Source organism: Streptomyces sp. NC-S4, from assembly GCF_054353315.1.
This window is the reverse complement of the sequence record NZ_CM135937.1, coordinates 4346604-4372427: the sequence shown is the minus strand read 5'-3', so window position 1 is coordinate 4372427 and position 25824 is coordinate 4346604. Positions and strand designations below refer to the sequence as shown.

The 25824-nt window shown below is 71.6% G+C and carries 17 protein-coding genes and 1 pseudogene; 8 read left to right on the top strand and 10 right to left on the bottom strand.

Annotated elements, in window-relative coordinates; all coding sequences use genetic code 11:
* The first annotated feature begins 48 nt into the window (after window positions 1-48).
* Window positions 49-1836 carry a phosphomethylpyrimidine synthase ThiC gene (gene thiC / locus ACXNSR_RS19475; RefSeq protein WP_458636836.1) on the top strand — a complete coding sequence of 596 codons (1788 nt, stop codon included), beginning with the start codon at window positions 49-51 and terminating at the stop codon, window positions 1834-1836.
* Window positions 1837-2281: 445 nt separating this feature from the next.
* Here thiC and ACXNSR_RS19470 read toward each other — a convergent pair whose 3' ends face one another.
* The 3 genes from ACXNSR_RS19470 to ACXNSR_RS19460 all read right to left on the bottom strand — a co-directional run bounded on the left by ACXNSR_RS19470 (window position 2282) and on the right by ACXNSR_RS19460 (window position 5918).
* The gene (locus ACXNSR_RS19470) at window positions 2282-3100 is read right to left on the bottom strand and encodes a hypothetical protein (protein WP_458636835.1); all 819 of its coding nucleotides are present in this window, start codon (window positions 3098-3100) and stop codon (window positions 2282-2284) included.
* 148 nt (window positions 3101-3248) lie between these two features.
* On the bottom strand, window positions 3249-4517 hold the full coding sequence (locus ACXNSR_RS19465) for a metallophosphoesterase (protein ID WP_458636834.1): 1269 nt from the start codon (window positions 4515-4517) through the stop codon (window positions 3249-3251).
* A gap of 285 nt (window positions 4518-4802) precedes the next feature.
* Window positions 4803-5918 carry a LacI family DNA-binding transcriptional regulator gene (locus ACXNSR_RS19460; protein ID WP_030010171.1) on the bottom strand — a complete coding sequence of 372 codons (1116 nt, stop codon included), beginning with the start codon at window positions 5916-5918 and terminating at the stop codon, window positions 4803-4805.
* Between the two features lie 361 nt (window positions 5919-6279).
* On the opposite strand from ACXNSR_RS19460, the gene hisC reads away from it, so the two are divergent.
* On the top strand, window positions 6280-7359 hold the full coding sequence (gene hisC / locus ACXNSR_RS19455) for a histidinol-phosphate transaminase (RefSeq protein WP_458636833.1): 1080 nt from the start codon (window positions 6280-6282) through the stop codon (window positions 7357-7359).
* A 15-nt stretch (window positions 7360-7374) separates the two neighbouring features.
* On the opposite strand, the gene ACXNSR_RS19450 is transcribed toward hisC, so the two are convergent.
* The gene (locus ACXNSR_RS19450; protein WP_458636832.1) at window positions 7375-7743 is read right to left on the bottom strand and encodes a cyclophilin-like fold protein; all 369 of its coding nucleotides are present in this window, start codon (window positions 7741-7743) and stop codon (window positions 7375-7377) included.
* A 191-nt stretch (window positions 7744-7934) separates the two neighbouring features.
* Here ACXNSR_RS19450 and ACXNSR_RS19445 point away from each other — a divergent pair, with 191 nt between their 5' ends.
* The 4 genes from ACXNSR_RS19445 (at window position 7935) to ACXNSR_RS19430 (ending at window position 15973) form a co-directional block, all read left to right on the top strand.
* Window positions 7935-9440 carry a cytochrome ubiquinol oxidase subunit I gene (locus ACXNSR_RS19445; protein WP_458636831.1) on the top strand — a complete coding sequence of 502 codons (1506 nt, stop codon included), beginning with the start codon at window positions 7935-7937 and terminating at the stop codon, window positions 9438-9440.
* Window positions 9441-9458: 18 nt separating this feature from the next.
* Window positions 9459-10460 carry a cytochrome d ubiquinol oxidase subunit II gene (gene cydB, locus ACXNSR_RS19440; RefSeq protein ID WP_458636830.1) on the top strand — a complete coding sequence of 334 codons (1002 nt, stop codon included), beginning with the start codon at window positions 9459-9461 and terminating at the stop codon, window positions 10458-10460.
* Window positions 10461-10531: 71 nt separating this feature from the next.
* Complete coding sequence (gene cydD / locus ACXNSR_RS19435; RefSeq protein ID WP_458636829.1) at window positions 10532-14203, top strand: thiol reductant ABC exporter subunit CydD; 3672 nt, start codon at window positions 10532-10534, stop codon at window positions 14201-14203.
* Window positions 14204-14224: 21 nt separating this feature from the next.
* Entirely contained in the window at window positions 14225-15973 is a 1749-nt protein-coding gene (locus ACXNSR_RS19430; RefSeq protein ID WP_458636828.1) for a sensor histidine kinase, read from the top strand.
* A 27-nt stretch (window positions 15974-16000) separates the two neighbouring features.
* On the opposite strand, the gene ACXNSR_RS19425 is transcribed toward ACXNSR_RS19430, so the two are convergent.
* Window positions 16001-16888: a Cof-type HAD-IIB family hydrolase gene (locus ACXNSR_RS19425; protein WP_458636827.1), complete on the bottom strand. Its 888-nt coding sequence runs from the start codon at window positions 16886-16888 to the stop codon at window positions 16001-16003.
* A 106-nt stretch (window positions 16889-16994) separates the two neighbouring features.
* On the opposite strand from ACXNSR_RS19425, the gene ACXNSR_RS19420 reads away from it, so the two are divergent.
* Complete coding sequence (locus ACXNSR_RS19420) at window positions 16995-17900, top strand: LLM class flavin-dependent oxidoreductase (protein ID WP_458636826.1); 906 nt, start codon at window positions 16995-16997, stop codon at window positions 17898-17900.
* Window positions 17901-17957: 57 nt separating this feature from the next.
* Here ACXNSR_RS19420 and ACXNSR_RS19415 read toward each other — a convergent pair whose 3' ends face one another.
* From ACXNSR_RS19415 to ACXNSR_RS19405, 3 genes are all read right to left on the bottom strand, one after another.
* Window positions 17958-20963: a tetratricopeptide repeat protein gene (locus ACXNSR_RS19415; RefSeq protein WP_458636825.1), complete on the bottom strand. Its 3006-nt coding sequence runs from the start codon at window positions 20961-20963 to the stop codon at window positions 17958-17960.
* Window positions 20960-22849 carry an HSP90 family protein gene (locus tag ACXNSR_RS19410; protein WP_458636824.1) on the bottom strand — a complete coding sequence of 630 codons (1890 nt, stop codon included), beginning with the start codon at window positions 22847-22849 and terminating at the stop codon, window positions 20960-20962. Before ACXNSR_RS19410 ends, ACXNSR_RS19415 begins: the two co-directional genes overlap by 4 nt.
* 173 nt (window positions 22850-23022) lie before the next feature.
* Window positions 23023-23562 (bottom strand): RNA 2'-phosphotransferase, encoded by a 540-nt coding sequence (locus ACXNSR_RS19405; protein WP_458636823.1) that lies wholly within the window; start codon window positions 23560-23562, stop codon window positions 23023-23025.
* Window positions 23563-23706: 144 nt separating this feature from the next.
* Between ACXNSR_RS19405 and ACXNSR_RS19400 the strand changes: the two genes are divergently transcribed.
* Window positions 23707-24504: an aquaporin gene (locus ACXNSR_RS19400; protein WP_458636822.1), complete on the top strand. Its 798-nt coding sequence runs from the start codon at window positions 23707-23709 to the stop codon at window positions 24502-24504.
* Window positions 24505-24677: 173 nt separating this feature from the next.
* Here the strand turns inward: ACXNSR_RS19400 and ACXNSR_RS19395 are convergent, their stop codons facing one another.
* Window positions 24678-25592: a MerR family transcriptional regulator gene (locus ACXNSR_RS19395; RefSeq protein ID WP_458636821.1), complete on the bottom strand. Its 915-nt coding sequence runs from the start codon at window positions 25590-25592 to the stop codon at window positions 24678-24680.
* Window positions 25593-25602: 10 nt separating this feature from the next.
* Window positions 25603-25794 (bottom strand): annotated as a pseudogene (locus ACXNSR_RS19390) (metal-dependent hydrolase); the annotation flags it as partial.
* Between the last annotated feature and the right edge of the window lie 30 nt (window positions 25795-25824).

The following is a 25824-nucleotide window of genomic DNA, read 5'->3' as shown; positions in this document are numbered from 1 at the left end:
CCGCCGAACCTGTTACCGGGTAATGCCGGCGTAGGGAGATCAGGTCTCATGACCATTCAGGACGCACGCACGCCTGCCGTCAGCCAGGACGCCGACGGCTCGACCGAGCGCAAGCCGGGCTGGCACAAGGGATACCTGGCGGGCTCCCGCCCCGACCTCCGGGTGCCGGTCCGCCAGGTCCACCTCACCAACGGCAAGGACGTGACGCTCTACGACACGTCCGGTCCGTACACCGACCCCCAGATCGAGACCGACGTCCGCCGCGGCCTCGCGCCGCTGCGCGAGAACTGGATCATCAGCCGCGGGGACACCGAGGAGTACGCGGGCCGCCCCGTGCGCCCCGAGGACGACGGCATCAAGCACACCTCGCCGCGCGGTGGCCTCAAGAACCTCGACGCGGTCTTCCCGGGCCGCCCGCGCCAGCCCCGCCGCGGTCGTGGCGGCGCCGCCGTCACGCAGCTCGCGTACGCCCGCCGCGGCGAGATCACCCCGGAGATGGAGTACGTCGCGATCCGCGAGAACGTCTCCCCCGAGGTCGTCCGCGAGGAGATCGCCGCAGGTCGCGCCGTGCTGCCGGCGAACGTGAACCACCCCGAGATCGAGCCGATGATCATCGGCAAGCGGTTCCTGGTGAAGGTCAACGCCAACATCGGCAACTCCGCGGTCACCTCCTCCATCGAGGAGGAGGTCGACAAGATGACCTGGGCGACCAAGTGGGGCGCCGACACGGTCATGGACCTCTCGACCGGTCGCAACATCCACACCACCCGCGAGTGGGTGCTGCGCAACTCCCCCGTCCCGATCGGCACCGTCCCGCTCTACCAGGCGCTGGAGAAGGTCGACGGCAGGGCCGAGGACCTGACCTGGGAGATCTACAAGGACACGGTCATCGAGCAGGCCGAGCAGGGCGTCGACTACATGACGGTCCACGCCGGCGTGCTGCTGCCCTACGTGCCGCTGACCGCCCGCCGCAAGACCGGCATCGTCTCGCGCGGCGGCTCGATCATGGCCGCGTGGTGCCTGGCGCACCACAAGGAGAACTTCCTCTACACGAACTTCGAGGAGCTCTGCGAGATCCTCGCGACGTACGACGTCACCTACTCCCTCGGTGACGGCCTGCGCCCCGGCTCGATCGCGGACGCCAACGACGCGGCCCAGTTCGCCGAGCTCAAGACGCTGGGTGAGCTGAACACCATCGCCAAGCGGCACAACGTCCAGACGATGATCGAGGGCCCGGGCCACGTCCCGATGCACAAGATCAAGGAGAACATCGACCTCCAGCAGGAGATCTGCGAGGAGGCGCCGTTCTACACGCTCGGCCCGCTGACCACGGACGTCGCGCCCGCGTACGACCACATCACCTCGGGCATCGGCGCCGCGATGATCGCCTGGTGGGGCACCGCGATGCTCTGCTACGTCACTCCCAAGGAGCACCTGGGCCTGCCCAACCGTGACGACGTCAAGACCGGCGTCATCACGTACAAGATCGCGGCACACGCGGCGGACCTGGCCAAGGGGCACCCCGGCGCCCAGGAGTGGGACGACGCCCTGTCCGACGCGCGGTTCGAGTTCCGCTGGGAGGACCAGTTCAACCTGGCCCTCGACCCGGACACGGCCCGCGAGTTCCACGACGAGACCCTCCCCGCGGAGCCGGCCAAGACCGCGCACTTCTGCTCCATGTGCGGTCCGAAGTTCTGCTCGATGAAGATCTCGCAGGACATCCGCCGGGAGCACGGCGGCGACCTCAAGGCGGAGGAGATCCAGGCGGGCATGGCGGAGAAGTCCGCCGAGTTCGCCGCCTCGGGCAACCGCGTCTACCTGCCGCTGGCCGACTGACCCGTAGGAACGCGACTGCCCGACGGCGCCATGGCGGGAGCCGTCGGTCGGTCGCCGTCATCCGGGACCGCGCCGATGCCTCCGGGCTTGGAGGCATCGGCGCGGCGCGGCCAGCCAGGCAGTCGTTCAGCTTGCTCCAGGAAGCCGAAGGCCGACGTCGCGGTATCCCGAGCACCCGCGTCCGCGCCGTTGCCCCCGGGCTCGTAACGGAGCCGGGATCGTGCGCAGTTGATCGGGGCGGCGGGCATTGCTGCGGGCTGGCGGTGCGCCGCGGCCGGTACCGCGGGCGGGCTCCGTCGAGATGTACTGGTCCGGCTTCCTGATCGCGGACACGACGGACACCTACGGCACCGCGCGGAAGCCGCCGCGCTCGCCGCCTGGCGGCCGAGTCCGGCGGTATCCGGGCGGCCGGCAGATGCGAGGCGCCGAGGCCCCGCACCGGGCGTCACTCCGGGTCGTGTTCCGGACCGCCGAAGTCCGGGCTCGTGAAGTCCGGAGGCGTGTATCCGGGCCGGGGGCTCTCGGACGGGGATCCCGGACTGGTGAAGTCGGGCCGGCTGTACCCCAGGTTGGGGATGCGTCCGGCCGCCGGGGTGCGGGGGGTGGGAAAGCCCGGGCCGGCGCTCGGATCGGCCAGAGCGTCCCGCAGGAAGGGCATGATGCCGCGCTCCAGCAGGGCGTGCCGCCAGGCCTCGCGGGCCCGTGCGACCTCGTCGGGTATCGCCTCCGTCTCGTCCGCCACCACCTCGGTCGCGCTGTTGCGGACGGCCGTCACCAGCAGTCCGATCACGGCGAAGAGCAGGGCGGCCGCGGTGAGCCCGCCGAAGAGCCAACCCGCCGTCAGCATGGTTTCCGCGAAGGCCGGTTCGGGCTCGATCGTCTTCAGGATGTAGCCGATGAGCAGGAAGATCAGCATGGCGGTGCCCGCCAGGACCGGCGCGAGGACCGCGACCACGGCGCCGATGCCCGCGCCGTCACCGCTGCCCCGGGCGTCGTCCTCGTCCCCCGCCGTGCCGGGTGGGGCCAGCGCCTCGTCGCGCCGTTCCTCGCGGACCTTCACGTAGTGGACGTACTCGGCGGCGGCCGCCGCCGCGAGCAGCGTGCTGGCACCCTGCGCCATGGTGCGCAGCTGTTCGGCGTTCAGCCGTTCGCCGAGGGTGGCGAGTTCGGGCCGCTCGTGCGCGGCGCGCAGCGCCTCGTCGACGAGCCGATCGAACTCCGGTCGGTCTTCGGTCAGCAGGTGCGGAGCGCTGGTCATGTGCATCCCCCGATGCTCCGTAGAAGCCGGTATGCCCGCGTAGACCCGGGCGCCGGCACAAACGGAGGAGAGCCTGCTACGGATAGAGCGATGGTAGAGCGCCCACGCCACGCCGTGACAGGGGCTTTCCGGAAATACCCCTCTCCGTAAGCTCTCAGTCGCTCAGGGGGAGTTGTACGACAAGCAGTTTGCCCGCCATTGTCACGCCGCCGTCCATCGCGATGGCGAGCCCTTCCGCGTACACGTGCGGGCCGTCCACGGCCTCGGGGCCGCGCGACTCGTCGCCGTCCTCGGTGCCCACTTCGCCGAGCAGGTACGGGATGGGGCTGTGCCCGTGGACGACGCGGCTGCCGCCGTAGGTGTCGAGGAGTTCGCGTACGGCCGCCGGGCCGGTGCCCTCGTCGCGGAAGGCGAACCGCTTGGTGAACTTGCGGAAGAGGTCCCAGGTGATGTCGGCGTCGCCGCGGTTGAGCAGCTCGTGGATGGTGTCGTTGACGTCCTCGATGGAGTCGCCGTAGTCGAGGTAGGCCGTGGTGTCGGAGTGCAGCAGCAGATGGCCCTCCTCCAGGACGGCCGCGTCCAGGCGGGACATCCACTGCAGGTGGACGTCCTGCAGGCGCTCCATGTCGGTGCGCTGGCCTCCGTTGAGGAGCCAGGCCGCCTGGAAGGTGGCGGTGCCGGCACCGGAGACGACCGGCGTGTCGCCGAACCGCTTGGCGCCGATGAGCAGGAGTTCGTGATTGCCCATCAGGGCCTTGCAGTAGCCGCCCGCGGCGGCGGCCTCGGCGGACAGCCGCATGACGAGGTCGATCACGCCGATGCCGTCGGGGCCGCGGTCGGTGAAGTCGCCGAGGAACCAGAGCCGGGCGTTGCCGGCGGACCAGCGGCGCTCCGCGTCGATCAGACCCTGGGCGTGGAGTTCGGTGACGAGCTCGTCGAGGTAGCCGTGGACGTCGCCGACGACGTAGAGGGGGCCCGGGCCCGCGGCCTGCTCCTGGGGCACGTACTGGACCTGGACGGTGTCGCCGGGGCCGCCGAGTGCGCCGCGGCCGATGACGGGCAGGTCCCGGTAGGTCGGGGTGTAGCCCTCCGGGTCCTCTTCCTCGCGGCCCTGGGGCGTCGCCTGCGCCGGTTCGGCGGCGGGGTGCCCGTGGATGCGCGTGTCGGGGTACGGGGGCTGCTGCGCGGGCGGCTGCGGCGCGGCCGGCCGGTGCGCGGGCGCCTGCGGCGGGTAGCCCGGCTGCGGGGGCACGTTCGGCGTGGCGTCCTCGTAGTACGCCGGGTACTCGCCGTACACCGGGGGCTCGCCGGGCAGCCCGGTGGACGTGGCCGCGGCGTACAGGGCGGGTTCGGTGACGGGAACCCGGAAGTCCCGCAGCGTGTCCGTCCGCATCGCGGGTCCCTGACCGGCCCCCTGAGTCATCGACCCCTCCACCACCGTCGCGCTGCCGTACACCTGCGGACCCTCCTGACCTCCAGGGAGGAGGGTCCGTGATGTCGTGCGCCCATCATAGGAATGCGGCTCGCGCTCTGTGACGCACCAGGGGTGGTGAATCCTTTGCGGAGCCGATCGTTCCTACCGTTTTCTCCCGATATCGGCGTTGCGGAAATCCTCGGCCGGTCCTTGGTCGGTGCTCGGTCGGTCGTCGGATGTTCCTCGGACGGTCCTCGGGCGGCCCTTCGGCAGGCCGACCGGACGGTCTGTCGGTCAGTCCTGGGCCGGCGAACGGGGCGGGCTGACGGTCGTGCGGGGCTGCCTGCGCTGCGACGAGGTGCGGATGATGAGTTCCGTCGGGACGACCTGCTCGACGGGGCGTCCGGTGTTCACTCCCTCGATCGCGTCGATGAGCAGCTGCACGACGGCGGTGCCGATGCGGCGGGGTTTGAGGGACAGGGTGGTGATGGGCGGCTCGGTGTTGGCGTAGACGGTGGACTCGCTGCAGCACACGAGCAACAGGTCCTCGGGGACGCGCAGGCCGTAGCGGCGGGCGGCGGCGAGCAGATCGGTGCCGTTGGGGTCGAAGAGCCCGTAGACCGCGTCGGGCCGGTCGGGACGGGCGAGGAGCCGGTCGGCGGCCACCGCGCCCGCGCACGGGTCGTGGGCGGGGTAGGACTCGTAGACGGGGTCCTGGCCGACGCGCTCGCACCAGCTGAGGTAGGCGGTGGTGGAGAGCCGGGTGTAGGTGTCGGTGGTGGTCCCGGTCAGCAGGCCGATCCGGCGGGCGCCGGCGGCGGCGAGGTGGTCGAGCAGGCCGAGTACGGCGGCCTCGTGGTCGTTGTCGACCCAGGCGGTGACGGGGAGGGAGCCCGCGGGGCGGCCGTCGGAGACCACGGGCAGGCCTTGGCGGACCAGTTCGGTGACGACGGGATCGTGGTCGGAGGGGTCGATGACGACGGTGCCGTCGAGGGCGACGTTGGACCACACGTCGTGGCGGGAGGTGGCGGGGAGGATGACCAGGGCGTAGCCGCGGGCGAGCGCGGCGGAGGTGGCGGCCCTGGCCATCTCGGCGAAGTAGGCGAATTCGGTGAAGGTGAAAGGTTCATCCCCGTACGTCGTCACGGTCAGGCCGATGAGGCCGGACTTGCCGGTACGAAGGGTGCGGGCGGCGGCCGACGGGCGGTAGCCCAGTCTGTCGGCCACTTCGCGAACGTGGCGGCGGGTGGCGTCGGGCAGCCGTCCCTTGCCATTGAGCGCGTCGGAGACGGTCGTGATGGAGACGCCCGCCGCGGCGGCCACGTCCCTGATGCCGGCCCGGCCCTGTCGGCCGGCGGCCCGCCGGGTGGTCTCGGTCCGGCTCACCTGATGCTTCCCTGCTGCTGTCATGGCGAGCCGATAGTAGGGCTCGGTGGGGAGGGTGGTCTGGGTGCATATGCAGGCGTTGACAGGCACGTTTCTGCATGGTTCGCCACCCCCAATGACCTTGGAAATAAAGGTTTTTGGTCGCTGAGGGTGAGGGTGAAGCTTGTTGTCGGGCCCGAGCATGCCAAAACGATGCGATCTGGGGCCGTTCTCAACTCACCTGCACGAGGGATGCGCGCCACGGCGCGGGCCACCGGCGCGCGCATATATGCGTGCGCTCCCCCGCATTCCTGGCGCCCCCATTCTCGGAACGGCGGAATCCTCATAAGGTGAGCAGTATTGAGTCGACGGCGACGTCGTACGGGACGGTCGAGGAGGACCTGCGGTGAGCGAGAAGAGCCCGAAGCTGCGCGCCGAGCTGGACGGCATTCCGACATACAAGCCCGGCAAGCCGGCTGCCGCGGGAGGGCCTGTCGCGTACAAGCTGTCCTCGAACGAGAACCCGTACCCGCCGCTGTCGGGCGTGCTGGAGACCGCGGTGGCCGCGGCCGGGAACTTCAACCGGTACCCCGACATGGCCTGCACCGGCCTCGTGACCGAGCTCGCCGAGCGCTTCGGCGTGCCGGTCGAGCACATCGCCACGGGCACCGGTTCGGTCGGCGTGGCCCAGTCGCTGATCCAGTCGACCGCCGGCCCGGGCGACGAGGTGATCTACGCCTGGCGCTCCTTCGAGGCGTACCCGATCATCACGCAGATCTCGGGCGCGACCTCGGTGCGGGTTCCGCTCACCGACGGCGATGTGCACGACCTGGACGCGATGGCCGCGGCGATCACCGACCGGACCCGGCTGATCTTCGTTTGCAACCCGAACAACCCCACCGGTACGGCCGTGCGCCGCGCCGAGCTGGAGCGCTTCCTGGACCGGGTGCCGTCGGACATCCTGGTGGTCCTGGACGAGGCGTACCGCGAGTTCGTGCGGGACGCGGACGTGCCGGACGGCATCGAGCTCTACCGTGACCGCCCGAACGTCGCCGTGCTGCGCACGTTCTCCAAGGCGTACGGGCTGGCCGGGCTGCGGGTCGGCTTCGCGGTCGCGCACGAGCCGGTTGCCGCGGCGCTGCGCAAGACGGCGGTGCCCTTCGGGGTCAGCCAGCTCGCGCAGGACGCGGCGGTGGCTTCGCTGCGCGCCGAGGACGAGCTGATGGGCCGCGTCGGGGCGCTGGTGAGCGAGCGCGCGCGCGTGCACGAGACGCTGGTCGCCCAGGGCTGGACCGTTCCGGACACGCAGGCGAACTTCGTGTGGATGCGGCTGGGCGAGCGGACCGCCGAGTTCGCGGCGGCCTGCGAGAAGGCCGGTGTGGTGGTCCGGCCCTTCGCGGGCGAGGGCCTGCGGGTCACGATCGGTGAGACCGAGGCGAACGACCTCTTCCTGCACACGGCCGAGGCGTTCTTCAAGGAGCTCTAGGCGGTACGGCCGGGCTCAGACGAGTTCCACGCGGACGGGGTCGCCGTCGCGGACCGTGGACAGCAGGCGGGGGTCGCCGTCGAACGAGCCGAGCACGTTGCACGGGCTCGCGAGGCGGCTCTCGCCTCCGCGTGAGATGGGCGTGGGGCCGTAGGGCAGCGCGAGAGCGTCGCCCTCGGTCCAGAACGCGACGGTGCCGGGGGCGACGACCTGCTGGGCGTCGTCCTCCAGCGCGGCCGAGACCCCGGTGTCGAAGTAGACCTCCTCGCCCCAGGTGTTGGCGGAGGCGGAAATCGGAAGGGCCTCGGCCAGCGCCTTGCTGGTCGGGGTCTCGTCGAGGGTTGCGGTGAGCTGGCCCGCGGGCCAGGAGATTCGTATCTGCATGAGCCGAATTCAACAATCTGTTGAATCGATTGGCTAGAGGGGTACCCCGCCCGAAGGTGGCCGAGAGTGGTGCGACATAATGCTTGTGAATGTGAACGCGTTCACAAGCGTGTCCTGCTTCCTCCCGATATGGAAGGAACCCGCCAGGCAGACTGCGGCTGTGACCACGGCGACGACAAGGAGAAGACGACGTGGACCTAGCTTTGGCGCCGGAGACATTGGCGCGATGGCAGTTCGGCATTACGACCGTCTACCACTTCCTCTTCGTACCCCTGACGATCTCGCTCGCCGCTCTGACGGCGGGCTTGCAGACGGCGTGGGTGCGCACCGAGAAGGAGAAGTACCTCAGGGCCACGAAGTTCTGGGGAAAGCTCTTCTTGATCAATATCGCGATGGGTGTCGTCACCGGCATCGTCCAGGAGTTCCAGTTCGGCATGAACTGGTCCGACTACTCGCGATTCGTCGGCGACATCTTCGGGGCCCCCCTGGCCTTCGAGGCACTGATCGCCTTCTTCTTCGAGTCGACCTTCATCGGTCTGTGGATCTTCGGCTGGGACAAGCTGCCGAAGAAGATCCACCTGGCGTGCATCTGGATGGTGTCCATGGGCACCGTCCTGTCCGCCTATTTCATCCTGGCGGCCAATTCCTGGATGCAGCACCCGGTCGGGTACCGGATCAACGAGGAGCGGGGCCGGGCCGAGCTCACCGACTTCTGGCTCGTGCTGACCCAGAACACCGCGCTCACCCAGTTCTTCCACACCATCACGGCCGCCTTCCTGGTCGGCGGCGCGTTCATGGTCGGAATCTCCGCCTTCCACCTGGCGCGCAAGAAGCACGTCCCCGTGATGCGCAGCTCGCTGCGCCTCGGCCTGGTCGTCATGATCATCGCCGGTATGGGCACCGCGATCAGCGGTGACCTGCTCGGCAAGGTGATGTACAAGCAGCAGCCCATGAAGATGGCCGCCGCGGAAGCGCTGTGGGACGGCGAGGCGCCCGCGCCCTTCTCCGTCTTCGCCTACGGAGACGTCGACAAGGGCCACAACAAGGTGGCGATAGAGATCCCCGGCCTGCTGTCCTTCCTGGCCAACGACGACTTCACCTCCTTCGTCCCGGGCATCAACGACGTCAACAAGGCCGAGCAGGAGAAGTACGGCCCCGGCGACTACCGGCCCAACATCGCCGTCGCCTACTGGGGCTTCCGCTGGATGATCGGCTTCGGCATGGCTTCCCTCGGCATCGGAGTGCTGGGTCTGTGGCTGACCCGCAAGCGGTTCATGCTGCCGGCGCAGTTGCGGACCGGCGAGGACGAGGTTCCCCACCTGGTGTTGTTCAAGAAGCCGCTGAGCCCGAAGTTCACCAACCTGTACTGGATCGTCGCGCTCTGGACGATGGGCTTCCCGCTCATAGCCAACTCCTGGGGCTGGATCTTCACCGAGATGGGCCGCCAGCCCTGGGTCGTCTACGGAGTCCTGCGCACCAGGGACGCGGTCTCGCCGAACGTCTCCCAGGCCGAGGTGCTCACCTCGATGATCGGGTTCACGCTCCTGTACGCGGTGCTGGCCGTGATCGAGGTCAGGCTCCTCGTCAAGTACGTCAAGGCAGGGCCGCCCGAACTCACCGAGGCAGACCTCAACCCACCCACCAAGATCGGTGGGGACGACAAGAACCCCGACCGGCCGATGGCCTTCTCGTACTGAGGCCGAGGAGCGCACACCATGCAACTCCACGATGTCTGGTTCGTACTCATCGCCGTCCTGTGGACCGGCTACTTCTTCCTGGAGGGCTTCGACTTCGGAGTCGGCGTACTGACCAAGCTGCTCGCCCGTGACCGCACGGAGAAGCGGGTCCTGATCAATACGATCGGGCCCGTGTGGGACGGGAACGAGGTCTGGCTGCTCACCGCGGGCGGTGCCACCTTCGCCGCCTTCCCCGACTGGTACGCCACCCTCTTCTCGGGCTTCTACCTGCCGCTGCTGCTCATCCTGATCTGCCTCATCATCCGTGGCGTCGCCTTCGAGTACCGGCACAAGCGCCCCGAGGACCGGTGGCAGACCAACTGGGAACACGCGATCTTCTGGACCTCGCTGATCCCCGCGTTCCTGTGGGGCGTCGCCTTCGCCAACATCGTGCGCGGCGTCAAGATCGACGAGAACAAGGAATACGTCGGCACCTTCCTCGACCTGCTCAACGTCTACTCGATCCTCGGCGGACTGGTCACCCTCACGCTGTTCACCTTCCACGGCACGGTCTTCGTCTCGCTCAAGACGGTCGGTGACATCCGGGACCGCTCGCGGAAGCTGGCGACCCGGCTGGGTGTGGTCACCGCCGTGGTGGCCCTGGTCTTCCTGATCTGGACCCAGGTCTCGCGCGGTGACGGGCAGAGCCTGATCGCGATGATCGTCGCGGTGCTGGCGCTGGTGGGGGCCCTCGGCTGCAACCTGGCCGGCCGCGAGGGCTGGTCGTTCGCACTGTCCGGGGTCACCATCGCGGCGGCCGTCGCGATGCTCTTCCTCACGCTCTTCCCGAACGTCATGCCGTCTTCGTTGAACGAGGCCTGGAACCTCACGGTCACCAACTCCTCGTCCAGCGCGTACACCCTGAAGATCATGACCTGGTGTGCGGCCGTGGCCACCCCGCTCGTACTGCTCTACCAGGGCTGGACGTACTGGGTGTTCCGCAAGCGGATCGGGACGCAGCACATCGTCGATGTGCACTGAGTTCCGAACCGAGTCCCCGCGACGTATGACCCGCCCGTCCGGCTGACGACCTCCCCGAGGGGATGTTTCACGTGAAACCGATCGACCCGCGCCTGCTGCGGTACGCCCGTTCCACCCGCCTCTTCCTGGGGGCGGTGGTGGCCCTGGGTCTTGCCGGGGCGGGGCTGGTCGTCGGTCAGGCGATGCTGATCGCCGAGATCGTGGTCGGAGCCTTCGAAGGGGGCCTCGACGGCCAGGCGCTCCGGACGCCATTGCTGCTGCTCGCGGCGGTGGCGCTCGGGCGCGCTCTGACCGCCTGGCTCACCGAGCTGGCCGCACACCGGGCGGGCGCGGCGGTCAAGTCGGAGCTGCGGGGCAGGCTGCTGGACCGGGCGGCGGAGCTCGGGCCCGGATGGCTGGCCGGACAGCGCACCGGATCGCTGGTGTCACTGGCCACCCGGGGCGTGGACGCGCTCGACGACTACTTCTCCCGCTACCTTCCCCAGCTGGGGCTCGCGGTGGTCGTGCCGGTCGCCGTGCTGGCCCGCGTCGTCACCGAGGACTGGGTGTCGGCGGCCATCATCGTGGTGACGCTGCCCCTGATCCCCGTGTTCATGATCCTCATCGGCATGGCCACCCAGTCCCGGATGGACCGCCAGTGGCGGCTGCTGTCCCGGCTCTCCGGACACTTCCTCGACGTGGTGGCGGGACTTCCCACCCTGAAGGTCTTCGGCCGGGCCAAGGCGCAGGCCGAGTCGATCCGCAAGATCACCGATGACTACCGGCGCGCGACGATGCGGACCCTGCGCATCGCCTTCCTCTCCTCCTTCGCCCTGGAACTGCTGGCGACCCTGTCGGTGGCCCTGGTGGCCGTGACCATCGGCATGCGGCTGGTCCACGGCGAGCTGGACCTCTACACCGGGCTGGTCATCCTGATCCTGGCGCCCGAGGCGTACCTGCCGCTGCGACAGGTGGGGGCCCAGTACCACGCGGCCGCCGAAGGGCTGGCGGCCGCCGAGGAGATCTTCGAGGTCCTGGAGACCCCCGTCCCCGGTACGGGCGGTACGGCCGGGCTGCCGGTCGGCGCCCCCCTGCGGATCGAGATCGAGGGGATCGCCGTCCGCTACGAGGGCCGCGGCGCGGACTCGCCCCGGCCCGTCTCCCTCACCGTCGGACCGGGGGAGTGCGTGGCCCTCACCGGCCCGAGCGGAGCGGGGAAGTCCACACTGCTCCAGGTGCTGCTGGGCTTCGTGGCGCCGACCGCCGGGCGGGTCCGGGTCGCGGGCGTGGACCTGGCCGAGCTGGCGCCGGCGCAGTGGCGGCAGCAGATCGCCTGGGTGCCGCAGCGGCCGCACCTGTTCGCGGGCACGATCGCCGAGAACGTGCGGCTGGCCCGCGTGGGTGCCTCCGACGCCGATGTGGCCGAGGCATTGAAGGACGCCGGGGCCTGGGAGTTCGTGACCGCGCTGCCGCGCGGGGTGCAGACCCCGCTGGGCGAGGGCGGTGTGGGACTGTCCGCCGGCCAGCGGCAGCGGCTGGCCCTGGCACGCGCGTTCCTGGCGGACCGGCCCGTGCTGCTGCTGGACGAGCCGACGGCGGCGCTGGACGGCGAGACCGAGGCGGGGATCGTGGACGCGGTCCGGCGGCTGTCCGCGGGGCGGACCGTGCTGTTGGTCGTGCACCGGCCGGCGCTGCTGGCCGTCGCGGACCGGGTGGTCGCGATGGCGGCGGGCGACGGCCCCGGGGGGTCTGCGGCCGGGGGGACACTCCCCCGCCGCGCTGCTTCCCCGGTCGGCGCCGAACTGCTGTCCTCCGGGGCGGCCGGTGACCGCGGCGAGCACGTTCCGGACGCCGGGGAGTGGATCCTCGGTGCGGCGCGCGAGCGGGCGGCGACCACCGGCGACTCGGGCGCGGCCGGTTCGGGGGCGGTCGGTTCGGGTTCGGTCGGTTCGGGCCTGGCAGGTTCGGGTGAGGCCGGTTCGGGCCCGGCAGGTTCGGGTGGGGCCGGTGATCCGCTGCGCCGGGTGCGGGCGGTCGCCCGGGCATGGCAAGGGCGTTTCAGGCTCGGACTGTTGCTCGGAGCGCTGGCCGTCGGATGCAGCGTCGGCCTGATGGCCGTGTCGGGCTGGCTGATCTCGCGGGCTTCGCAGCAGCCGCCCGTGCTCTATCTGATGGTGGCCGTCACGGCCACCCGGGCCTTCGGAATGGGCCGCGCCGTCTTCCGGTACGCCGAGCGGCTCGTCTCGCACGACGCCGTGCTGCGGATGCTCGCCGACCTGCGGGTCTCCGTGTACCGCCGACTGGAGCGCATCGCTCCCGCCGGGCTGCGCGAGCACCGGCGGGGGGACCTGCTGGCCCGGCTGGTGGCCGACACCGACACCCTGCAGGACTACTGGCTGCGCTGGCTGCTGCCCGTCGGTACGGCCCTGCTCGTCGGAACGGGTTCGGTCGCCTTCACCGCGTGGCTGCTGCCCGCGGCCGGAGCCGTACTCGCCGTCGGACTGCTCGCCGCCGGTGTCGGGGTACCGCTGGTCAGCGGCGCCTGCGCCCGCCGTGCGGAGCGGAGGCTCGCGCCCGCCCGGGGCGAACTCGCCACCCGGGTGGCCGATCTGCTCACCGGGACCGCGGAGCTGACCGTGGCCGGTGCGCTGGAGGACCGCAAGGGCCGGACACGCGAGAGCGACGCCCTGCTGACGCGCATCGCCGCGCGGGGCTCGGCCGCGGCCGGGCTGGGCGGTGGGCTGTCGGCCCTGGTGTGCGGGCTCACCGTCGTGGCCGCCGCGGCCGTTGCCGCGGACGCCGTTCACGACGGACGGCTGTCCGGGGTGGCCATGGCCGTCGCGGTCCTGACACCACTGGCCGCCTTCGAAGCGGTGAACGGACTTCCGCTCGCCGTCCAGTACCGCCAGCGGGTGCGCCGTAGCGCCGAGCGGGTCTACGAGGTCATCGACGCGCCGGTCCCGGTCGCCGAGCCGGAGCAGCCCGCAGCGGTCCCCGCCTCGCCGTTTCCGCTGCGGCTGACGGGGCTCACCGCCCGCCACCCCGGCCAGGAGCGTGCGGCCCTGCGCGACGTGGACCTGACCCTGGAGGCAGGCCGGCGCATCGCCGTCGTGGGTCCGTCGGGGTCCGGCAAGACCACCCTGGCCCAGGTCCTCCTCCGGTTCCTGGACCCGGCCGAAGGTGCCTACAGCCTGGGTGGGAGCGACGCGCGCACGCTCGACGGTGACGACGTACGGGCCTTCGTGGGCCTGTGCGCCCAGGACGCGCACATCTTCGACAGCTCGGTACGGGAGAACCTGCGTCTGGCCCGGACCGGGGCGAGCGAGGAGCAGCTACGGCAGGCACTGGCCGGGGCCCGGCTGCTGGAGTGGGCCGACGGCCTTCCTGACGGGCTGGACACGCTGGTCGGCGAGCACGGCGAGCGGATCTCGGGCGGTCAGCGCCAGCGGCTGGCCCTGGCCCGGGCGCTGCTCGCGGACTTCCCCGTCCTGGTCCTGGACGAGCCGGCCGAGCATCTGGACCTGGCCACGGCGGACGCCCTGACGGCGGACCTGCTGGCCGCGACCGAGGGCCGGACCACCGTGCTGATCACGCACCGGCTGGCGGGCCTGGAGGCCGTCGACGAGGTGCTCGTGCTGGACCGCGGCGAGGTCGTGCAGCGCGGCCCGTACACGGAGCTGGCCACCGCCGAGGGACCGTTGCGTCGGCTGCTGGAACGCGAAAGGGCAACGGACGGAACTTTGGCCAACTTTCCCCGCCAATAGGGACTAACTACGCTCAGGACCATGTCAGCGCAGCAGTCGCAGGAATCGCCGGATTCCCCACCGGGTCCATCACCGGATCCCCTGGTGGCCGCCACCCGGGCCACCAGTAGTCTGCACGGCCTGTCCACCGAGCTCACGGCCCGCGTACCGCAACTGCTGGAGGCCATGAGATCGGTCGGGACCGGGCTCGAGCTGCACTCCACGCTGGACCGCATCTGTGAGACCGCGGCCGAGCTCGCGGACGCCCGCTACGCGGCGATCGGTGTCGTCGACACGGAGGGCCGCGGGCTCTCGGACTTCGTCACCCACGGGATCGGCTCCGCACAGGCCCGGAAGATCGGGCACCGTCCCGACGGGAAGCGGGGCCTGCTCGGAGCGCTGATCTCGCACTCCGACACGGTGCGGCTCGCCGATCTGACGAAGGACCCGCGCTCGGCCGGGTTCCCGCCGCACCACCCGCCCATGAAGACCTTCCTCGGAGTGCCGATCCGGGTGCAGGGGGAGATCTTCGGCAATCTCTACCTCGCCGAGAAGAACGGCGGCGGCGAGTTCAACGACTACGACGTCCACATGGTCCGGGTACTGGCCACCGAAGCGGGCATCGCCATCGGCAACGCCCGGCTGTACGAGGCCGCCACTCAGCGCGAACGCTGGATCGACGGCTCGGTGGCCGTCACCACCGCCCTCCTGTCCGGCGGGGACGCGGACGACGCGCTCGCGGTGGTCGCCGAACAGGCACGCCGGCTGGCCGACTCCGCCGCCGGGATCGTCATGCTGCCGGCCGAGGAGGGCGGCATGGAGATCGTCGCGGTCTCCTCCGAGAACCCGGCCACCTCGCTCGGTGTGGTGGTCCCGGCCGGGAGCCCGGTGGTGGACCGGCTGTTGGAGGGCGATCCGGTCTTCGTGGACGACGCCGCGTCCGACCCCCGCACGACCAGTGAGCTCACCCGCCCGTACGGCCCGTGCATGCTGCTGCCGCTGCAGAGCGGCGGGCGGGTGCTGGGCGCGCTGGTCACTCCCCGGCCCCGCGGCGGGCGTCCTTTCACCGAGGCCGAGCGGACCCTGGCCACCCAGTTCGCCTCGCAGGCCGCGCTCGCCCTGATGATGGCCGAAGCCCAGCGCGACCGGGAGCGGCTGGCGGTGTTCGAGGACCGCGACCGGATCGCCCGCGACCTGCACGACCTGGTCATCCAGCGGCTCTTCGCCACCGGGCTGATGCTGGAGGGCGCCCAGCGCCGGTCCATCGTGCCCGAGGTGCGCGACGGCGTGGGCAAGGCCGTGGACGAACTGGACGTGACGATCCAGGAGATCCGCACCGCGATCTTCGCCCTCCAACAGGGTCCGGCGGAGGCTCCGTCCGGGTTGCGCACCCGGGTGCTCCGGGAGATCAACATGGCCGCGGTGCCCCTGGGCTTCAAGCCCGCGCACCGCTTCCTCGGTCCGGTCGACACGGTCGTCGGTGAGCTGGTGGGCAAGAACCTGATCGCCGCGCTGCGCGAGGCCCTGTCGAACGCCTTCCGTCACGCCGAGGCGACGAGGATCGACGTGGTCATCGACTCCACCATCACGCTCGCCGACGGTCGGCCCGGGGTACGGCTCGAGGTCGCCGACGACGGGGTGGGCATCCCGGAGGGCGGCCGCCGCAGCGGTCTGCGGAACCTGCGCCGGCGGGCCGAGTCGCTGGGGGGCGCGAGCTCGTACGGCCCGGGCATCGGCGAGGACGGCGGAGGGACCACCGTGGTCTGGGAGGCCCCGCTCGAGCCGGTCTAGGGCCCGGCAGGATCCGAAAGAGACGGCCTAAGCCTCCTGCGCCGCGGTCCGGTCGGCCAGGATGCGCTCGATGACGAGGGCGACGCCGTCCTCGTTGTTGGCGACCGTACGGCCCGACGCGGCCGCGATCACGTCCGGGTGGGCGTTTCCCATGGCGTACGAGGTGCCCGCCCAGCTGAGCATTTCCACGTCGTTCGGCATGTCCCCGAAGGCGACGACCTCGGCGGGGGAAATGCCCCGCTCGGCGCAGCACAGAGCCAGGGTGCTCGCCTTGGACACGCCCGGCCCGCTCACCTCCAGCAGCGAGGTGGGGCTGGACCGGGTGATCGACGCGTACCCACCGGCGGCGGAGCGTGCCAGCGCCAGGAACTCGTCCGGGGCCAGCTCGGCATGGTGCGCCAGCAGCTTGAGCACGGGTTCGGAGTCTTCGTCCGTGTCCTCGTGCAGCAGTTTCTCGGCGGTGGCGACCCGGGCACCCGGGTCCTTGAAGAAGGGCGGGTACGTCGGCTCGTAATTGATGCCGGTGGTCAGCTCGACCGCGAAGGAAGTGCCGGGTGCCGCGGCCCGCAGGGCCTCGACAACGGCGAGCGCGGCCACCCGGGGAAGGGCCCTGACTTGAACGAATTCTCGTCCGGCGTGCAGGTCGACCACCGCCGCGCCATTGGCGCAGATCGCCAGGCCGTGGCCGTGGACATGGTCGCTGACCACGTCCATCCAGCGGGCCGGGCGGCCGGTGACGAAGAAGACCTCGATTCCGGCCTCCTCGGCGGCGGCGAGTGCGGCGACCGTGCGCGGCGAGACGGACTTGTCGTCGCGCAGCAGGGTGCCGTCGAGGTCGGTGGCGATCAGCCGGGGCGTGGGGGTTGGCCCGTCCGGGCACTGGGGAGCCGAGGTCACTGCTCCATCTTCGCCCATGGCCGAAGAGGTCCTGACCGTGGGTGGGAGGCTGTCACCTCGGGCGATGTTTCACGTGAAACGGCGCCGTTTCACGTGAAACATCGGCTCGCCGTAGGCTCGAAGCATGAGTCTGCGTCTGAGTACGGTGATCCTTCCGGTACGTCGATGGCACGAGGGAGGACGCGATCAGTGGCTCCGGGCCGAGCAGCTCGGGTTCCACACCGCCTACAGCTACGACCACCTGTCGTGGCGGACGTTCCGCGACGGCCCGTGGTTCGGCGCGGTGCCCACCCTGACCGCGGCGGCCGCCGCCACCGAGCGGCTGCGCCTGGGCACGCTCGTCACCTCGCCGAACTTCCGTCACCCGGTGACCCTCGCCAAGGACCTCATGAGCCTGGACGACATCTCCGGCGGGCGCATCACCCTCGGCATCGGCGCGGGCGGCAACGGCTTCGACGCGACCGCGCTGGGCCAGGAGGCCTGGTCCCCGCGTGAGCGCGCCGACCGCTTCGCCGAGTTCGTGCCACTGCTGGACCAGTTGCTGACCGAGGGATCGGTGAGCCACGAGGGGACCTTCTACTCCGCCGAGGAGGCCCGCAACATCCCCGGCTGCGTGCAGCGGCCCCGGCTGCCGTTCGCGGTCGCCGCGACCGGACCGCGCGGGATGCGACTCGCCGCCCGGCACGGCCAGGCCTGGGTGACCACGGGTGACCCGAAGCTCTTCGAGGAGGGCACGCCCGAGCAGTCGCGCGAGGCCCTGCGCGGACAGCTCGAACGGCTCGGTGCGGCCTGCCTGGAGATCGGGCGGGACCCGGAGCCGGTGGAGAAGATCCTCCTGACCGGCTTCACGCCGGAGGCCAACACCGTGCTGCAGTCCGTGGACGCGTTCGTCGACTTCGCCGGCCGGCACCGCGATCTGGGGTTCACCGAAGTGGTGATCCACGCCCCGATCCCGGACTCCGAGTTCGCCGCGGACGAGGCCGTGTTCGAGAAGATCGCCACCGAGGCCCTGGCCCAGCTCGACAGCTGACCCGTCGATCGTCGTCGCCCCTCGCAGGAGCGGCGACGACGATCAGTACGAAGGCGGCTAGTCCTCGTCGTTCAACTGGGCGAGCAGCCGTTCGGCGGACGGCAGGAGCCAGTCCGGCACGTCGTCCTCGGGCAGCGCCCGGGCCTCGCCGATCAGCGCGCGGACGCGCGCGGCGCCCGCGTCCGCGTCGCCCCGCTCCTGCTCGGTCCAGGCCGCGTTGTTCAGGCACTGGAACCGGTCCCGCAGATGGTCGGGGCCGAGGTCGGCGTAGACCCGGGCGGCCCGGTCCCACAGTTCGATCTCCTCCAGGCGCAGTCCGTCGATCTCGGCGGGGCTCAGGCCGGCCGCCGGCTCCGCCCCGGCGCCGGAGAGCTCCTGGTCCTCGTCCTCGTCGGTGGGCCCGTCGGGCTGCCCGTTCGTGTTGACGTGCCGGTCGAGCACCTGCGCCAGCTGGTGCCAGGTCTGGGCGAGTTCGGACCGCAGCACGGAGGCTGCCGGATCCCCGGCAAGGGCCGCCTCCAGCACCCCGGCGGCCTCCTCCATCCGCTTGCGGGCCTGCGACACCGTCGTGGCGGTGACCTCCTCACGCAGCCCCAGCCAGGCCAGGGAGCGCAGGATCCGGACCTCCGCGACGGGGACCCCGCCGGTCAGCCGGTGCAGCTCCAGGGCCCGCTCGTAGGCGGCGACCGCCTCCACGGCCAGTCCGGCGTCGTTCAGGGTGTCGGCGGCCGAATGCGCGAGGCCCGCCTGCGGGCGTGGATCCTCCCAGCCCTTGGTGACCTCCGCCGCCAGCAGGTACTGCTCGGCCGCCGGCCGGGGCTCGTTCAGCCGGCGCAGCAGATCACCCAGGAACTCCCGTACGGACACCGCCTGCTGGTCGCCGTGCTCCAGCAGGTCCGCCAGCGCCGACTGCAGGACCTCCACCGCCTCGGCGGTCCGGCCCTCCCCCGCGTAGGCCCGGGCCAGCAGCAGCCGGGCGTGCGCACCGCCGTCGGCCGTGAGCCCGGCCTGGTCGAACCAGTGGGCTGCGGCCAGCGCGTGCTCCGCGCTCTCCCCGGCCGCGCCGCCCCGCTGCAGCAGGATGTCCGCGAGGGTCAGCCGTACGACGCCCTGCGTCTCGGCGTCGGTCACCTCGGCGGCGTGCTCCAGCGCCGAGCGCGCCGCGACTTCGGCCTCGTCGGGCCGCTCCAGCGTCGTCAGTACCCCGGCCCGCAGCACCAGCGGGTCCACGGCCTGCCACGGCCGGCCCGACAGGGCGGCCCGCGCGGCGGACGACGCGAGCAGCGGTACGGCCCGTTCCGGGTCGCCCTGTGTCAGGGCCACCCGGCCCAGCATCTCCTCGGCCTCCGCCACCAGGTCCGCCAGGGTGCCCTCATGGGCGGCGACGAAGTCGGTCAGCTCGGCGGCCAGCTCCCCGTGGTGGTCGTGGTGGCCGTGCGCTTCCGGTGTTTCCACCGAGCGCAGGTACGACTCCATCCGGATCCCGGACAGTTCCACCAGCGCGATGCGCCGGGCCCGCAGCGGCTCGGTGGCGTCCAGTGCCTCGGCGGACCGGCGGGCGATGCGCAGCAGTGCCCGTACCTCCGTCGGCGCGGCTCCGGACTGTGCTGCCACACCGGCCAGCCGCAGCTCCGCGAGCACCGCACGCTCGGCGAGGCCGAGCGCCCGGTAGTCGTCCCGGACCGCGCTCAGCAGTGCCGTCGCCTCCTCGGCTCCACTGCGCCCGGCGGCCAGGGCCTGCTGGTCCGCGAGGTCGGCGCGGACCAGTGGATCGGCCCCGGGCTGTGCGTCCACCCGTACCGCCACCTCGGCCCACAGCGCGTCCGTACCCGGATGGCCCAGGTCCCGGGCGTGGCGGGCCCGCTCCACCAGTTCGGTGAAGGCGGCAGCCGTCCGGGCCGGCCCTGGCCCGGGAGGAGCGGGAGCGGGGGCCGGGGTGGTCTGCGGCAGCGCCGCACTGCGCACCCCCAGCGGCAGCTCGGCCAGCAGCGGCTCGCGGCCCATCTGCGCGAGGAACCGGTCCGAGACCCGGGTCGTGCCGTTGCGCGCGTCGAACTGCCGGGCGATGTCCAGGCAGCCCGCGTACAGCACCTCGTACAGCTCGTCGACGGTTCGGGGGACTCCTTCGTAGGGCACGGCGGGGGTCCGCCCGTGCCCCAGCTCCCGCAGGCGGCGCAGCAGCACGAGGATGCCGCCGTGGAAGTCCAGCCGGTCGTCGAGGTTGGCGAGCGGCGTCACATGGGCGGCGTGGTCGGCCAGGATCTCCAGGCCACGCGATTCGTTGCCGGTGAGCGCGCAGAACTCGATGTGCTTGCCGACCGACGGCAGCAGACTGTCGTTGCCGCGGGCCATGCGGTAGCCGCGCAGGTGGTGGGAGCGCGCCTGGTCGGCCCGGCCGAGCCGCAGCAGCGGCAGCAGTGAGGTGGCGAGCAGCCGGTGGGGCTCCTCGGCGCAGGTCAGGTCGCCGTCGAGCACCGGCTTCCACAGCTCCAGGGCCTCGGCGTCGTCGCCGTGCAGGACGGCGTACTGGCCCTGCCCGTTGAGTTCGCAGGCACGGCAGTCGCTCATGTCGTCGCGCTCGGCGGCCAGCCAGCGCCGGAAGGCGCGCTCGGCGCGCTCGTCCTCGCCGATCGCGTCGGCGAGCCACATCTCGGCCTCGCGGACGGGCCGCTCGCTGTACCCGGCGATCCGGTAGCGGCGTTCCATCTCGTCCAGCCAGCCGGTGGCCGACTCCAGCGGAATGCCGGGAGAGTCGGAGATGGCCGAGGCCACCCACTTGAACTGCCAGAACAGCGAATGCGTCTCCCAGTGGGAGAAGGCACCCGGGTCCTTGTCGTACTCCTGGAGCAGCCGGGCGAAAGGGACCAGCATCCTGGACGACTCGGAGCTGTACAGGTAGGAGTTGATCAGGTTGTCCAGCGCCTCGCGGAACAGGGCCGGGTCACCGCTCGTCTCCGCCGCCCCGGCCAGGGCTTCGGCGTGCGCGTTGCGTACGGTGCCGTTCGGCGATTCGCGGTTCTCCGCCAGCCCCCGCACGATCTCCTCGCGCGTCAGCGTCGTCACTTCCGGTCCTCCTGCGCGTCGCGGGAATCGGTGGGGTGGGTCGCCCATTCCAGGAGCCCGAGGAAGGCCCGGTTGAGCAGGGTGGTGTCGGCGGGGCGCAGCGGCCGCTGGGACATCAGCAGGGCCTGCCCGTAGAGCGACTCGACGGCCGTACCGGTCAGCGCCTCGTCGGGCAGCGCGGCGATCCGGCGGATCAGCGGGTTGTTGTGGTTGAGGACCAGACGGGCGCGGGGCGCGGAGCCGCGCAGGGCGCCGAGTATGCCGCTCCAGAGGGAGTCGGCGCTCTCCAGCGCGGCGGTGCGGTCGCGTTCCTGGCGGGCCTGCCGGTCGTCGAGGTAGAGCGCGGGTACGGAGACGGGCTGGAAGGCGCGCAGCACCACGTCGCAGCCCTGGGCTTCCAGGCGGGTGCGCGCGGTGGCCAGGAAGGGGGCGAGCGCCAGTTCGGTCGCGGTCGGCACCGGGTCCAGCCGCTCGGTGACGGCCCCGGCGTCGAGTTCGGTGACCTTGAGTTCCGGCCGTACGGCGGGCAGCAGGGCCAGCAGGTCCGCGTCGTAGGTGTATCCGGCGTTGATCACGCCGAGCCCGTGGGCCGCGGCGATCGGTGCGATCTGCCGGAACTCCTCGACGGTGCGGGTGAAGTGGATGTCCGTGTGGGCGGCCGCGAACTTCTGGAGGCTCATCGAGCCGTCGCTGGTCTCGAACGGCAGCCACGGCAGCATCAGCCCGAGCAGCTCGGGGTCGTGGCGGGCCATGGACTTCACGCCGAGGTGGTGGACCTGCAGGAAGGCGGCCAGGCGGTCCGGATCGCTTGCCGCGAGCTCGGCGAGCCAGCCGCGGACCCGGGCGCCGAGGGCGTCCCGTACGGCGGCGAGGGTCTCGTCGTCGTACAGGTTCTCGCGGGAGGCGGTGGGGCGCAGGGTGTCCGTGTCGAGGACGGCGCGGATGAAGAACGCCCAGTCGGGCAGCAGGTTGTCGGCCCGGTCGGTCAGCAGCATGCCCTTGAGGTGGACGCGGTGTCCGGCCCGGTGGGCGGGGCTGGTCGGCTCCGGGAGGACGTACGCCACTCCCCGTACGCCGGCGACCGGCAGGTCGAGGTCGATGCTGTCGAGCGGGGTGAAACCGAAGAGCTGTGCGCAGTGCCCGGCGAGCGCGACGCGACGGGCGGCCGGGGTGGGGAAGGGGCGGTCCCACACGGCGGGCCGGTCGGTGACGGGGCGCGGCTCGCCGCCCTCGCCGTCGTCGAAGGTGATCTCGTAGGGCAGCAGGGAGCCGTAGTCGCGGGCCAGTTCCTCGACCTTGGCCGGGGCGGCCCATTCCGCGGCGCCCGGGCGGGCCTCCAGTACCACGGTGGTGCCGGGCTCCGGCCGGGCCTCGTGGGGCAGCTCGCGGACGGTGTAGGAACCGTCGTCCGTGGCCAGCCATTCGACGGGCGTGGCGTGGGGGTCGCGGGCGGAGCGGGTGACGACCCGGATCTGGCGGGCCACGACGAAGCAGGCGAGCAGGCCGATGCCGAACTGGCCGAGGAATTCCTGGCGGGTCGCTTCCAGGCCCTGCTCGTTGAGATCGGCGCCGTCGCCACCGCGCTTGGAGCTGCGGCCGATGGTCGCGAGGAGGGAATGGGCCTCGTCGGCGGTCAGGCCGATGCCGCTGTCCTCGATGGTCACCCGGCCGCCGGAGGCCGAGAGCCGGATCCGGACCTGTGCCGCCGGGTCGAGGGCATGGCGCGCGGTGATCGCGTCCACGGCGTTCTGCAGGAGCTCGCGGACGTAGACGCGCGGACTGGAGTAGAGGTGGTGGGACAGGAGGTCCACCAGGCCGCGCAGATCGACCTGGAAGCTGTGGGGTGCCGACGGGGGCGTGGACGGGGACGTGGACGTGGACGTCATGGGGCGTCACCTCGCGTGCGTACGGGGATGGTTCGGTGATCGCGAGGTTCCCCCCCTCACGGATCCCGGAGTGGTTCACAGATTAGGGGGATGGTCGGACAATCTCTGCGGAAATTCCGGTGCCCCGGCGGCTCGGTGCCCCGGCGGCTCGGCTCCGCAGGCCTCGGCCGGACCTACTGGAAGCGGATGTACTGCGGCGGCACGGCGTCCACCAGCCACACCCCGTTGGCGCTGACCCGGAACACGTGCCCGGCCGCCCGCATCGCTCCGGCGTTCACGCCGAGCACGACGGGCCGGCCGCGCCGGGCGCCGACCCGGGTGGCGGTCTCCCGGTCGGGGGACAGGTGAACATGGTGGCGGGCCATGGGGCGCAGTCCCTCGGTGCGGATCGGGCCCAGGGCCGCGGCGACGGTGCCGTGGTAGAGGTACGCGGGCGGCTCGGCCTCCGGCAGGTCCAGGTCGACGGCGACGGTGTGGCCCTGGTTGGCCCGGATCCGGGTGCCGTCGACGGCGAACCGCTGCTTGTCGTTGGTGGCGACGACGTGGTCGAGATCGGCCCGGCTGATGCGGAAGCCGTGCGCGGCGGCCGCGCGCAGCAGGTCGTCGATCTCCACCCAGCCATGGGGGTCGAGCACCAGTCCGATCCGTTCCGGCTGGTGTCGCAGGTGTTTCGAGACGTACTTCGACACCTTCACGGTGCGTCTTTCATCCATGGCCCCAGCGTGCCCGGTCGTGCGGCCCCGCGGCAGGGATTTTTCCGGGGGCGGCCGGTGGTGACGGGTGGTGGACACCCTCTATCGCTCTTCCAAGATGCGGAATATATTTTCCGTTGCCACTTCTGCTCAGAGGGAGAAACCATGACAGCCCAACCCTCACTGTCACGCCGCGCCGCTGCTGAGCTGGTCGGCACCACGGGCCTGCTCGTGGTCGTGATCGGCTCCGGGCTCAAGGCCGCCGAGCTCAGCCGCGACACCGGTGTCGCCCTCATCGCCAACTCGTTCGCCTCGGCCATCGGCCTCGGGCTGATCATCACGATCTTCGGGCCGCTGTCCGGCGCCCACCTCAACCCGGTGATCACCCTCACCTCCTGGTGGTCCCGGCGGACCGGCGGCGAGGGCCTGGGCGGCCGCGAGGCGCTCGTCTACACGGCCGCGCAGAGCGCCGGGGCCATCGGCGGCGCACTCCTCGCGGACCTCATGTTCGGCCGGACCCCGGGCACCTTCGCCACCCAGGTGCGCGACGGCGGTCACCTGCTCATCGGTGAGGTGGTCGCCACCGCCGGCCTCGTCCTGCTGATCCAGGGCCTCGGCCGGATCGGTCGCTCCGGGCTCGTCCCGGCGGCGGTCGCGGCGTACATCGCGGCCGCGATCTGGTTCACCTCCTCCGGTTCCTTCGCCAATCCGGCGGGCACCATCGGGCGCAGCTTCAGCGACTCCTTCGCCGGCATAGCCCCCAGTTCGCTGCCCGGATTCGTCGGCGCCCAGCTGATCGGCGGGATCCTCGGCCTGGCCCTGGCCGCCCTCCTGTACGGGACCGGGCGAGGGACCGGGTCGGAGGCGGGGGCCGGGTACAGGCCCGGGTTCGGCCGGAGCGCGAAGGCGGCGCCGGCGGACGGAACGAGCCCCACCAAGGCGGCGTACGAGACCGTCGGGTGAGACGCCGGCTCAGTTGCCCACAGGAAAATGGGACTTGTCCACAGCCGTTTGGGCAGGTTTTGACGACAAACGCGTGATCCGCCCTGTGGAATCCGTGGAGTCTGTGGAACCGGTGGGACGCGGGGACCGGACCCGACCGGCCGCTTCGCCGCCGGCCACCCGCCCGGGCATCGTCACCGCTCGGCGCGGCGCGCGAGGTCGTTCATCGTCCGGGCCTGGAGCTCCCGCTCCGTCGCGGCCCGGACGAACTCCGCCACATGGCCGGCACCCACCAGATCCTGCACCGCCCGTACCGTCGCGGCCGGCAGCGCCACCGGCGAGGGACCCGTCGGTCCCGCTGCGCCGGCCGACCCCAGGTGCCGCTGGAGGTGCCGGGTGGCGAAGAGCCGCATCGCCCGCGCCAGCTCCGCGTCCACGGTCTGCTGGGCCAGCGGCCGCAGCCGCCGCACCATCGTCGCCGCCTCCGCCGCGTCCGCGTCCGTGGGCGGTACCTGCCCGAGGTAGCGCGCGAAGACGTGTTCGGTGGTGAACTCCAGGAACCGCGAGGCGATGTGTTCCACCTGTCCCCGCAGTTCCCGCAGGTGCCCGGTGATCGCCGGCAGGGGCACCCCGGCCGCGTACAGCTCGGCGGCCACCGCCAGCTCCTGCGGGGAGGGCACCAGGAACAGGTCCGGGCGCCCCGGGATCCGTTCCAGCACTCCGAGTTCGCACGCCTCGTCCACGGCATCGTCGTCCGGGCGGCCGCCGAACCGGTCGTTCAGCTCCTCCCGGCTGATCCGGGCCGCCTCCTCGTCGGTCCATGGCCCGTGCACCTCGGCGACCAGACCGAGTACGCCGCCCAGGCCGCGCCCCGCGTCCCAGGCCTCCAGAAGTTCCTTGATCGAGGCCAGGGTGTAGCCGCGGTCCAGCAGATCCGCGATCTGGCGCAGCCGCGCCAGATGCGTGTCCCGGTAGACGTTGGAACGGCCCCGCCGCTCCGGTTTCGGCAGCAGACCACGGTCCTGGTACGCCCGGATCGTGCGCACCGTCGCCCCGCTGTGGTGCGCCAGATCCTCGATCCGGTACTCGGCTACCGCCTGATCGGACAATCCCTGCTCCCTACGACATCGCGGCTCGGCCGACCGCGCCCGCCGCGGCGCGGGCGGCAGGTGAAGCCGCGAGGTGCTCGACCGCCCTGCGCAGCGAGCCCTCCTGCGAGGGATGGTACGACCGCCGGAAGTAGCGGGGTATGGCCATGCCGAGCTCTCTCCACGGAGGCAGCAGCCCCTTGGCCACCGCGCGGTTGTGCGCGCCGATCGGGTGCCGGGCGACCGGGTCCGC